The organism is Anoxybacillus pushchinoensis, from assembly GCF_900111795.1.
In the GTDB taxonomy this organism is placed as follows: Bacteria; Bacillota; Bacilli; order Bacillales; family Anoxybacillaceae; genus Anoxybacillus; species Anoxybacillus pushchinoensis.
In genome coordinates, this window is record NZ_FOJQ01000062.1 from 1 (window position 1) to 11,247 (window position 11,247).

Annotated in this window: 14 protein-coding genes and 1 pseudogene; 6 read left to right on the forward strand and 9 right to left on the reverse strand. The window is 41.7% G+C overall.

Annotation, left to right across the window (positions count from 1 at the left end; all coding sequences use genetic code 11):
• From BM213_RS12530 to BM213_RS12540, 3 genes and pseudogenes are all read right to left on the reverse strand, one after another.
• A pseudogene (locus tag BM213_RS12530) lies at positions 1-245 on the reverse strand (IS1380 family transposase); the annotation flags it as partial.
• A 112-nt stretch (positions 246-357) separates the two neighbouring features.
• Positions 358-1,485, reverse strand: a complete 1,128-nt coding sequence (locus tag BM213_RS12535; RefSeq protein WP_091704671.1) for an amidohydrolase — start codon at positions 1,483-1,485, stop codon at positions 358-360.
• Between the two features lie 38 nt (positions 1,486-1,523).
• Positions 1,524-2,432: a TIGR01777 family oxidoreductase gene (locus BM213_RS12540; RefSeq protein WP_091704673.1), complete on the reverse strand. Its 909-nt coding sequence runs from the start codon at positions 2,430-2,432 to the stop codon at positions 1,524-1,526.
• 69 nt (positions 2,433-2,501) lie between these two features.
• Between BM213_RS12540 and recX the strand changes: the two genes are divergently transcribed.
• Positions 2,502-3,302 carry a recombination regulator RecX gene (gene recX, locus BM213_RS12545; RefSeq protein WP_091704675.1) on the forward strand — a complete coding sequence of 267 codons (801 nt, stop codon included), beginning with the start codon at positions 2,502-2,504 and terminating at the stop codon, positions 3,300-3,302.
• A 6-nt stretch (positions 3,303-3,308) separates the two neighbouring features.
• Here recX and BM213_RS12550 read toward each other — a convergent pair whose 3' ends face one another.
• Positions 3,309-3,977, reverse strand: a complete 669-nt coding sequence (locus tag BM213_RS12550; RefSeq protein ID WP_167357413.1) for an SDR family NAD(P)-dependent oxidoreductase — start codon at positions 3,975-3,977, stop codon at positions 3,309-3,311.
• Positions 3,978-4,134: 157 nt separating this feature from the next.
• Here BM213_RS12550 and BM213_RS12555 point away from each other — a divergent pair, with 157 nt between their 5' ends.
• Complete coding sequence (locus BM213_RS12555) at positions 4,135-5,781, forward strand: L-lactate permease (RefSeq protein WP_091704681.1); 1,647 nt, start codon at positions 4,135-4,137, stop codon at positions 5,779-5,781.
• A gap of 52 nt (positions 5,782-5,833) precedes the next feature.
• Positions 5,834-6,154, forward strand: a complete 321-nt coding sequence (locus BM213_RS12560; protein ID WP_003397926.1) for a YfhH family protein — start codon at positions 5,834-5,836, stop codon at positions 6,152-6,154.
• Positions 6,155-6,176: 22 nt separating this feature from the next.
• Here the strand turns inward: BM213_RS12560 and BM213_RS12565 are convergent, their stop codons facing one another.
• The 3 genes from BM213_RS12565 to BM213_RS12575 all read right to left on the reverse strand — a co-directional run bounded on the left by BM213_RS12565 (position 6,177) and on the right by BM213_RS12575 (position 7,578).
• Complete coding sequence (locus BM213_RS12565; RefSeq protein ID WP_091704686.1) at positions 6,177-6,341, reverse strand: YpzG family protein; 165 nt, start codon at positions 6,339-6,341, stop codon at positions 6,177-6,179.
• 1 nt (position 6,342) lies between these two features.
• Entirely contained in the window at positions 6,343-6,510 is a 168-nt protein-coding gene (locus BM213_RS12570; RefSeq protein WP_003397928.1) for a small, acid-soluble spore protein K, read from the reverse strand.
• A gap of 90 nt (positions 6,511-6,600) precedes the next feature.
• Positions 6,601-7,578: a metal-dependent hydrolase gene (locus BM213_RS12575; RefSeq protein ID WP_091704689.1), complete on the reverse strand. Its 978-nt coding sequence runs from the start codon at positions 7,576-7,578 to the stop codon at positions 6,601-6,603.
• A gap of 55 nt (positions 7,579-7,633) precedes the next feature.
• On the opposite strand from BM213_RS12575, the gene mutY reads away from it, so the two are divergent.
• On the forward strand, positions 7,634-8,722 hold the full coding sequence (gene mutY, locus BM213_RS12580; protein WP_091704692.1) for an A/G-specific adenine glycosylase: 1,089 nt from the start codon (positions 7,634-7,636) through the stop codon (positions 8,720-8,722).
• Positions 8,723-8,739: 17 nt separating this feature from the next.
• On the opposite strand, the gene BM213_RS12585 is transcribed toward mutY, so the two are convergent.
• The gene (locus BM213_RS12585; RefSeq protein WP_091704695.1) at positions 8,740-8,964 is read right to left on the reverse strand and encodes a cytosolic protein; all 225 of its coding nucleotides are present in this window, start codon (positions 8,962-8,964) and stop codon (positions 8,740-8,742) included.
• 103 nt (positions 8,965-9,067) lie between these two features.
• On the opposite strand from BM213_RS12585, the gene BM213_RS12590 reads away from it, so the two are divergent.
• Together BM213_RS12590 and ntdP are read left to right on the forward strand one after the other, a co-directional pair.
• Positions 9,068-9,223, forward strand: a complete 156-nt coding sequence (locus tag BM213_RS12590; RefSeq protein ID WP_091704697.1) for a gamma-type small acid-soluble spore protein — start codon at positions 9,068-9,070, stop codon at positions 9,221-9,223.
• A gap of 99 nt (positions 9,224-9,322) precedes the next feature.
• Positions 9,323-9,853, forward strand: a complete 531-nt coding sequence (gene ntdP / locus BM213_RS12595) for a nucleoside tri-diphosphate phosphatase (protein WP_091704700.1) — start codon at positions 9,323-9,325, stop codon at positions 9,851-9,853.
• A gap of 115 nt (positions 9,854-9,968) precedes the next feature.
• Here ntdP and BM213_RS12600 read toward each other — a convergent pair whose 3' ends face one another.
• Complete coding sequence (locus BM213_RS12600) at positions 9,969-11,042, reverse strand: FUSC family protein (protein ID WP_091704703.1); 1,074 nt, start codon at positions 11,040-11,042, stop codon at positions 9,969-9,971.
• Positions 11,043-11,247 lie beyond the last annotated feature (205 nt).

The window sequence follows — 11,247 nt, forward strand, 5'->3', positions numbered from 1 at the left end:
ATATCGTCCTGACGATACGCTTCGATATGATCAAAATCCGTTTTTCCTGTGGCAAGCAAGCCGATCATCGAGCGAATGACGTCGCTATGGGAAATGTGCACATCTCGACGAACCGTTGGGAGCCGAAGGGCGTTTACTCGCTTATCCAGCTTCGTTTGGTGCAGTAAGTAACCCACGAGAGCAAGCCCAGCACTTGGGGTAATCGCTTCATCTGTCAATACAAACCGAATCGGGAAATCTTTCATCACATTCACCTACTTGATGAAGAGTCGTCAACGTCGTTTTCCCTTATCGTATCAACGGTTTGCGACCATTGTAAAGATGTTTTGTCACGGATTCAGGTAAATAGTTTTTTTATTAATTTTTCTTGTATATTATTTCCCCGTTTATCATGGTGAATATAGGAGTTGCGAGATAGTGAAACGGATGGTAATTCCAAACGACAATGTCAGCATCTTTGCCCACTTCTATGCTGCCGACTTGGTCGTCCACTCCTAAATTTCGCGCTGGTAAAATGGTAATGCCTTCGAGCGCTTTTTGTTCATCAAGTCCTTCGCGTACAGCGATCGCCGCGCAAATGTGTAAATATTGAATAGGTGTATACGGATGGTCTGTCGTAATTGAGACGTGAACACCAGCATCGGATAAAATTTTATACGTTTTCCAACTTTTGTTTTTCAGTTCTACTTTCGAGCGGCGGGTAAGTGTCGGTCCGACTGAAACGTGCAAGTTTCTTCCTTGTAGTTCTTCAGCGATGAGATGCCCTTCTGTACAATGCTCGATGCGCAAATCAAGCCCGAACTCGTCAGCTAGGCGGATCGCGGATAAAATATCGTCAGCACGATGGGCGTGAACACGAATCGGGATGTCGCGATTTAACGCCTGAATGATAGGGATCGTACGAAAATCGTGTGGCCAATCGCTATATTTGGCGTTATAAAACGTCTCGCGAAGCATCCCCATAATCCCCATACGTGTAAGCGATTCTTTATTTCCTTGACTGTGCATTCGCTTTGGATTTTCTCCAAGGGCGAGTTTTAGACCTGCGGTTTCTTTCACAATCATTTTTGAGACGTTTTTTCCGTACGTTTTAATGACTGCGGTCGTTCCTCCGATGACATTTGCACTTCCGGGCATAATATGAACCGTTGTAATCCCATGTTCAATCGCATCGCGAAAACCAGGATCAAGCGGATATACGCTATCGATGGCACGCACATGCGGCGTCATCGTCTCGATTGTTTCGTTAGCATCGTTTCCAGCCCATCCTGTCCCTTCATCGTATAGGCCGAGATGTGTGTGTACGTCAATAAACCCAGGGAAGACGTATTTTCCTGATACATCAATAACTTCTGATTGTTCATATACAGGAAGGTCATAGCCTATCTCCACAATTTTTCCATTTTTAATACGTACATCTGCCCCTTTCATCAGCGGGGAAGTGATTGGGTATATCGTACCGTACTTTAGTAATATGTCTTTCATAGCAAGCTCCCTTATTTCTTTTTCTATTATTGTATTCGTTACGATTGTAGTATGTTCGCTAGCGCTCGATCAATAGTTGGAAAAGAAAAACGGTAGCCAGCTTGCAGTAGTTTTTCTGGGATGACGCGTTGTCCTTCCAACACGAGCATGCTCATTTCTCCTAACAGCAATTGTAACGCGAATGATGGGACGGGTAGCCAGTGTGGGCGATGTAATATGTTTGCGACTGTTTTTCCGAACTGCTTCATTGTTACAGGTTGTGGGGCGGTGACGTTGACCGGACCCGATATATTTCCATTTCGAATCGCAAAATCTACTACACCGACGACATCGTCGATATGCACCCACGACATCCATTGTTTCCCGCTTCCGATCGTTCCACCAATAAACCATTTGTAAGGAAGAACGATGCGTGGCAGGGCGCCACCATGTTTACCTAAAATAATGCCAAACCGCATAAATACCGTGCGCACGCCAAGTGATTCAATGCGTCGCCCAGCTTCTTCCCATCGTTTCACGGTTTGAGCTAAAAAGTCTATCCCGATTGTTTCGCGACGTTCGGTAAATGTGTCATTAAGCGATGTGCCGTAAATACCGATGGCACTCGCTTGAATAACCACTTGCGGTTTTTTACTCATTTTTGTAATGAGTTCATATATGGCATGTGTCGCTTGTAATCGACTTTCCATAATTGCGCGCTTTCTCGTTTCGTTCCATCGTCCACTATTAATTGATTCACCAGCTAAGTTTATGATTATATCAATGGAAGGAAGTTGTTCGTGAGGATTTGCGTCATCTGTTAACCATTGTACATAATGAATATACGGATCGTTCTCCCGTTTTTGTGCATTTCGCGTTAATATATACATATGATGTCCGTTTTGTGTAAAATATGCTGTTAGCGCCTTACCTACAAATCCTGTTCCTCCAGCAATCAAAATATTCATTATTTTTCCCTCCTTTCCTTTATTATGCGTTGTTTGAATAAAAAAAGAAAGAAAAGGTGTGTTTTCAAGATGTGGATTGAAAAAATTGAAGTGGATCGAAAAAATGTAGAACGTTTTTACGTTCATTTTGTGAAAGAAGATGGAGAGAAACAAATCATGTCTGTTGATCAAGACGTATTGATTGAGTATCGCCTAAAAAAAGGAATGACGGTAACAGAAGAGCAATGGATGGAAATGATGAAAAAAGATGATGAAAAACAAGCGTATAAGATGGCGCTTCGTTTTTTAGCTTACCGTATGCGCTCGAAACAAGAAGTTGTTGACTATTTGAAAAAAAGGGACATAGATGTTCGGACGATTGAACAAGTGATTGCAAAGCTACAACAGGAACGATATATAGACGATGAGCAATTTGCACATGCGTACGTGCAAACGCAAGTAAATACGACAATGAAAGGACCTTATGTGATTTATAAAGAGCTAATGGATAAAGGGATAAGTGAAAATGTGATCGCACAAGCGATGGAACGCTATACAGAGGATATGCAACGAGACAAAGCGATCAAGTGGGTGGAAAAAATAAATAAGCAATCGAAAAAACGGTCGCATCAAGAACAAAGAGCATACATTGCACAACTGTTGCATATGAAAGGTTTTCCTTCACATATTGTTGAAATGGCAAAACAGCATGTGACTGCAGATGATGGAACGGAATGGGAAGCGCTCATATATTACGGGGAAAAAGCACATCGCCGTTACGAAAAATATGATCGTTACACGTACGAACAAAAAATGAAGCAGGCACTATACCGAAAAGGTTTTTCGCTTTCGTTAATTGAACAGTTTTTAGAAAAGAAAAAGGAGGACTAACTCCTCCTACTCCACGATGATTTCAGCTTGTCGCTTATACTCATTAATAATTTTTTCGGCTACTTGTTTTGGTGAACGAAGGCGAGAGCGGTCTTGAATATGGTCGGAGTCATCCCAAAACGGTGTAGCCATGCCTCCCATATATACAGCAGTGACGGCGACGTTTGTGTTGGCGAGCTCTTTCACAAGACTTTCGCTAAATCCGCGCACAGCAAATTTACTTGCGACATATACACTTTCGTTTACTTTACCGCGCAAACCGGCTGTTGAAATAATGTTTATGATATTAGCTTGAGGTAGCGTTTTAAAATACGGAAGAAATGCTTTCGTCATATATATCGTGCCTTTGACGTTAATGTCAATTATTTCGTGAATATGTTGCTCCGTCATTTGTTCAAGTGGACCGAAATGACCCACGCCTGCATTGTTAACTAGCGTCGTTACATAATATGTACGACAAAGCGTTTCGGCTGCTTCTTGTACTTGTTCGTCGTTTGTAATATCAAGCGGGAACGCAATAGCCTTTCCACCTGATGACTCGATTTGTTGTTGCACTTTTTGAAGCGGTTCTTTTCTCCTTCCGATTAGAACGACTTCGTATCCTTTTTGTGCATATAAAAGGGCGAGTTCTTTTCCGAGACCTGTACCAGCTCCTGTAATAACAATATATTCCATTATTTTCATCCTTTCGTGTATGATACATTCACAATAATTTGGAAAACGTATACATAAGCAGTTGTCATGAAGTAGTCAAATGTTATTGTGAATTATTACACAAACTTATGGTATAATGTCTTATGTCATTATATTACAACAAAGAAAGGGGAACAATATGAGTTTTTTACAGGTGATAACAGCTTCTACACCGGTATTAGCGGTCTTTCTGTTTCTCGTTTTGTTGCGTCTTCCAGCGGCAAAAGCGATGCCGATTAGTTTTGTAATTACGGTCGTGTTATCGTTGTTTGTTTGGAAAATGCCCGGTATTCAAGTGGCAGCGGCAACGATTGAAGGTGTCATTGTAGCCATTTCAATTTTATGGATTATCTTCGGTGCCATTTTATTGTTAAATACGTTAACGAAAAGTGGGGCAATGGACGCGATTCGTAGCGGATTTTTAGGTATTACGCGTGACCGTCGCGTGCAAGTTATCATTATCGCATGGTTATTCGGTGCATTTATTGAAGGCGCAGCTGGATTTGGGACGCCTGCGGCGATTGGCGCCCCGCTTCTTGTTGCTTTAGGGTTTCCACCGCTTGCAGCTGTTGTTGTAGCGCTTGTTGCGGATAGTAGCCCTGTTTCATTTGGAGCGGTTGGAACACCAATTCTTGTCGGAGTCGATCAAGGGCTTCGTGAAGGAAGTGCTGTTGCTGAGCGGGTACAACACGTCATCGGTACAACCGATTTGTCTTCGTTTCTTCAAACGCTCGCAAAACAAGCAGTGTCTTTTGATATTATTATCGGTACGTTTATTCCACTTATTTTAGTGCTTATTTTAACGCGCTTTTTCGGTGAAAATCGCTCGTGGAAAGAAGGGTTTGAAATTTGGAAGTTTGCTTTATTTGCTGGACTTAGCTTCACCGTCCCGGCGTTTCTTGTCGCTTCTTTCTTAGGGCCAGAGTTCCCATCGATGATCGGTGGATTAATCGGTTTAGCGATTGTTGTACCAGCAGCAAAAAAAGGATTTTTATTACCAAAAGAGCCGTGGGATTTTAAGAAGACGGATGAGCATCAAACGGAAACAAGCGTGAAAAAAAGCGACATGCCACTTTTACTTGCATGGATGCCGTATATTCTTGTTGCGATCATTTTAGTGTTGACGCGCCTACAAAACTTGCCGTTAAAAGCATGGCTTCGTTCCGTGGAGCTACAATTTAACAACATTTTAGGAACAAACATTAGTACAGCGATTGAGCCTTTATATTTGCCGGGAACGATTTTTCTCGTCGTCATTGTCATAACTATATTTATGCATAAAATGAAGCGTGAAGATGTTTTAGCGACGATGAAGGAGTCGGCGTATACGCTCATCGGTAGCGCGATTGCGCTCGGTACAGCGGTACCGATGGTTCGCATTTTCATTAATTCCGGTGTAAATGATGCTGGGCTTGCAAGTATGCCGATTGAATTAGCTTCGATGGTTGCGGGTGCTGTTGGAGCGGCTTGGCCATTAGTTGCTCCTTTAATTGGTGCGCTCGGCTCATTTATTTCAGGTAGTGCAACGTTTAGTAATATGATGTTTTCTTTATTTCAATTTAGCATTGCGGATCAAATTCAAGTACCACATCATATCGTTATCGCTGGACAAGTGTTAGGGGCGAATGCAGGGAACATGGTTTGTGTATTAAATGTCGTTGCAGCCGCTTCTGTTGTTGGTCTAGCTGGAAAAGAAGGGACAATTATTCGCATGACGCTCATTCCGATGCTTTACTACGTATTGATGACAGGAATACTTAGCCTTCTTTTGATCTATGTGTTTTAGCTCCCCTTATGATACGATAAAGATGAAGTTCGTATAAAGCGGAGTGAGGGGAATGGAACAGAAACGATATAGTGAAATGAGCGAATGGGAGTTAAAGCAGGAAATTGCTGCATTGACTGAAAAGGCTCGGAAAGCAGAACAAATGGGCATGGTAAACGAATACGCGGTGTACGAAAGAAAAATGGCTGTGGCGAAGTCGTATTTGTTAAATCCCGATAACTTTCAACCAGGAGAGTTTTACGAAATTGAAGGAGACCCACAGTCGTTATTTAAACTTCAGTATGTGAACGGTGTATTCGCATGGGGATATCGCTTGAATGACCCAGATACAGAAGTAGCGTTACCTATTTCATTGCTAAAGAAAAGAGGTTGACGGGCATGTCAACCTCTTTTCGTCATATTTTCCGTTTGCTTACTTCGGAATGCAAAATCATTAAGCTTTGCGATTGTTGTGTTTCACCGTTTACTTGGGCATGGGCGTGCTTCGGATTTGCCCACGGTTGTGGGAAAGGATCGGAATAACGGTTATCATAAAATTTTTTACGCTGATGTTTACCCATCTTATTCCTCCTCGATGTCGCCACGTTTACTTGACGCATGCATTCGTTCTTGAGGGTGCGTATTAATTGTTCCGTTTGCACGTTTTGATGCGTATTCCGCTTTTGCGCGTGGCTCACCTTCTAATTTTTCGTTGTTTTGATTCGGAAAGCCTCGTTCTTTATTGCCCACTGTTAGTCCCCCCAGATGTGATGTCGTGCTCTTGAAGCACACGTATAGTATTCATCAATAGACGGTGATTTATGAACACCGCCGTTTACTTTAGCTTGGAATAAGTTCTAGTTTTTTGCGCAATTTCTTCTCGCTAAAAATCCATCCTGTATAGGAGCTAACAATGTTTAAGTCGCGATCAAGCTGCACGACCGCAACAAATGGATAATGATCTTTGCTTCGGTAACGCAAATCAATAAAACGCACTTCATAATGGTCGTCATACTCATGAACTTCCCAGCGATATACAGGTGAAAACGACAAAAATGCCACTAAATTTTCATCTTGTTTTGCTTTTTCAATGACAGGAATGTTTGGAATAGGGCATTTTTCGAATATGTCGAGTACGTTAATCGCCCCTCTTTGCGAGCGAGCAACGTAAAAGTGGGTTGATGTTGTCACAGCTAAATGCCATTCATTCCATTTTATTGTCGGTACGGTAATGATTTGTTCGACATCCGAAAACATTTGTTTGATCTTGCGCTTTATTGCTTGTTGTTGACGAAAGCGAATGATATAGTAACCAATGAGCACAACGTACACAGCAAGAAACGTATACCCAGCATGGTGCCCGTTCAGCCATAGGACGACTCCGGCTACATGAACAACAAAAATAAAAGGGTCAAACGTATTAATTATCCCAAGAGCAACCCATTTCTTTGAAAAAGGACGTAACGCTTGCGTTCCATATGAATTAAATATGTCGACAAACACATGAAAACTGACAGCGATAAACGTCCAAAGCGCGATGTGAAAAAACGATGCACCATACACGTAAAAAAGGGCAACGCTAATGAGCAGCGTCCAAACAAATAACGCGGGGATGGAATGGGTGATGCCGCGATGATTCCGAATATATTTGGCGTTATTTTTTAATTTTAAAACGGTGTCAATATCAGGTGCTTGGGAACCAACGAGCGTACCGATAAGCACCGCGTGAGCTAGCGTCGGATCGTTCGCAATCGTTGGATCGAGCGTCGCCAATCCACCTAATGCAAATCCCATTAAAACGTGTGTACCTGTATCCAAATAAAAGGCCTCCTTTTTCCGATTGTACTCATTTTTAGTTTACCACCATGGAGGAATGAACGTGAAAGAAAATGTACAACAAATATTGGACCATTTTCATATTGAACAATTTCAGCACGATTTAATTCATTGGTTCGTCAAAGAACAACGCGATTTGCCTTGGCGAAAAGAAAAAGATCCGTACAAAATATGGGTATCGGAAGTGATGTTGCAACAAACGCGCGTCGATACGGTCATTCCTTACTTTTATAAGTTTATCGAAAAGTTCCCGACTTTAGACGCCCTCGCTGAAGCAGAGGAAAAAGAAGTGTTGAAAGCATGGGAAGGGCTTGGATATTATTCGCGCATTCGCAATTTACATGCAGCGGTAAAAGAAGTGAAAGAAAAATACGATGGATGTGTGCCGGCATCGAAGGAACAATTTTCGTCGTTGAAAGGAGTTGGACCATATACAACGGGTGCGGTATTAAGCATCGCTTACGACATTCCTGAGCCCGCGGTTGACGGGAATGTCATGCGGGTGTTATCGCGCATTTTTTATATAACAGATGACATTGCAAAAGGGAGCACGCGAAAAAAGTTTGAACAACTTGTTTCTTGTATCATTGCGCACGATAATCCGTCTGATTTTAACCAAGCGTTAATGGAGCTTGGCGCGCTCATTTGTACACCGAAAAGTCCAAGTTGCTTCCTATGCCCTGTGCAGCGTCACTGTCGCGCATTTGCAGAAGGGGCAGAAGGAAAGTTGCCTGTAAAAACGAAAGGAAAGGCGCCAAAACATGTTTCTTTCCGCGCTATTGTACTTGCTGATAAAAAGGGGAGCATCTTGATTGAAAAACGTCCGAATAGCGGATTATTAGCGAATTTATGGCAGTTTCCAAATGACGAGCATGCCCCGACAGCAGACGACCAAGCGTTTATAAAGGAAATAAGCGAAAGATATGGTGTTGTGATTCGCTCAGTACAACAAATTGGTACGTTTCAGCATGTCTTCTCCCACGTTGTATGGCACATTGAAGCGTATAAAGGAGAAGCGATTGGGCTTACAGTAGATGTTCCAACGCGCAAGTGGGTAACGATCGAGGAGCTTGCATCTTACGCATTTCCAGTTGTGTACCAAAAAATATGGCAAGCGTATGAGTAAAGGTGAGTCAATCACCTTTACTCATAAAATACGCATGTTCCATTTGTATATGTTGCCTCATTCCGATGTAAACCGCCCCTCGCTTCAATTTCCTCAATAATTTCACGATGCATCGTCTGTCCTTCAACGTTTAAATATGGAGTGACTTGTTGAAGAGCGTGATGGAAAAAAGCGAGTTCGCTATCTTTCCACTTTTGTTTCGGAATCATTTGAAGGGCTGTCAAGTCGCGTCCAACATACATTTTTCTCACCTCTTTCATGTAGTTTGGAAAATGAAACAAAAATTATTCATACGGATATTTTCTCGACAAATGATACAAAGTAATAACCGTGGAGGTGAGCATCATGAACAAACAACCGAACAAAACGGTAGCAGGAACAAATATTCAGCACGTAAAACAGCAAAACGCTGGCCAGTATGGGACAGAGTTTGCGACTGAAACTGATGTTCAACACGTGAAGCAACAAAACGCAAAAGCAGAAGCGAAAAAAAATCAATAACAGGAGAAGGGTATCGGTTTTCGTCCGATGCCCTTTTTCTTCCTTGTACATTAACGTTATAATAGAAGAAAAAGCGTCGAACGAAAGTAGGGAATATGTATGGATTATCCACAGACAGGGGCGATTATTCAAATTCATAGCTATAAACATGATGGGCATATTCATCGGGCATGGAATGAGACAGTCGTGTTGAAGGGAAGCGAAGAAGAAATCATTGGCGGCAATGATCGCACACTTGTGACGGAAGCTGATGGAAGAACGTGGGTGACACGCGAGCCGGCCATTTGTTTTTTTTATGAGAAGCATTGGTTTAACATTATTGCGATGATTCGGTCAGAAGGTGTGTATTACTATTGCAACATGAGCTCTCCCTACGTTTGGGATGGAGAAGCGTTGAAATACATTGACTATGATTTAGACATCAAAGTATTTCCGAACGGACAGTATGACATATTAGATCATGATGAATATGAGCGGCATCGGGAACAAATGAATTATCCTGATATCATTGACGAGATTTTAAAAAATAATATTCAAAAATTAGTTCAATGGATTAGGGAAAAAAAGGGACCGTTCGCTCCGGAAGTTGTTGAACATTGGTATAAAAAGTTTATTATGTATGGAAAGTGAAAAAGGTACATACTGTATTTTAAAACAGCGGCTTCTTGCTTGTGTCTAGTGTTTCCAGAGTGCTTACGGAAGGGAAAGCTAAAAAAGATGTCCCGTTTCTTTGGCGGGACATCTTTTATTCTTGTTCTGGAGTAGGGATCGTATGCTCTTCTTTATGGTAATGGTGAAAGCTTTCAATAAGCGTGTCTAGATGTTCGAGTTGGTGACTATATTCAATAATCGCTCCGATTAGAGGAAACAGCTGATAATTTTCCTGTTGAACACTTTGCTCGACATAATCGTTTAAAAACGAGCGAATTAATCCTTTTTTTCCAGAACACGCTTCCGTTGCAAATTGTGATTGTGGATCAGATTTTGCTTTCCCGATAAACTTCAGCAATATTTGGTCGTGGTAATTTAATAAACAATCGAGTTCGTTTTTTATTGCATCTTGAAGTTCAGCAGGTGTATGCGACAGCTCGTTTTCTAAACGATGCAGTAGCTTTAACGTCTGCAAGGCGCGGTTTGTTGCAACAATCATTTGTCGATACAGGACAAGTTTGCGCGACTTACTATATTTATGTTTACGGAAATACGTTCGTTCTTCTTTGTAGAGTAAATAAAGTTGGTCAAGCTTCATCATGTTCTCTTTAAACTTTTCAATATCTTCCTTCAACAGATGGTGCTCAGATGCATGGCGAATATTCATGCGAATCCATTTTAAAATTTGTTCTGTATATTCGACAATTTTCGTATATAGTTTTTTCTCGTATTTCGGTGGAAGGAAAACTAAATTCACGACAAACGCGGACAACACACCTAGCATAATCGTAGAAAAGCGAATAAGCGCAAATTCAATAAAGTGTTCCCCCGTATATTCCATAATTGCGATGACCGTTACAAGCGCGATAGAAATGGAAGATTCTAAACGAAGACGAAGAAATAACGCAATGACTAAAATGGCAGTTAATCCGATAATAAATGGATCGTGTCCGAAAATAAGTGTAAAAACAATCGCAAAAACCGCACCGATGACATTTGCTTGCACTTGTTCAATTAAGGACAAGTATGAACGGTAAATGGTCGGTTGCATCGCAAATACAGCAGAGATGCCAGCAAATACAGGGGAAGGTAACTGCAACAATTTTGCTAAAACTAATGCAAATGTAATCGCAATCCCGGTTTTAAAGACGCGGGCTCCAAGTCTCATCGTCGCTCAAATTCCTTTCTTTTTTATCTTAATTAGGCGAGAAGACTCCCACTTCAACGAAGCGGAGTAAGTGGGAGATGAATCGCCTTAACTATATTTTGCTGAAAATAGGATAGACCCCCATGCCGAAAAAAATTCGGCACCATCGGAAGGATGAAAACGAATATTGTCGAAATATCTCCTTGCAGCTGGGGTCATGAGGTCG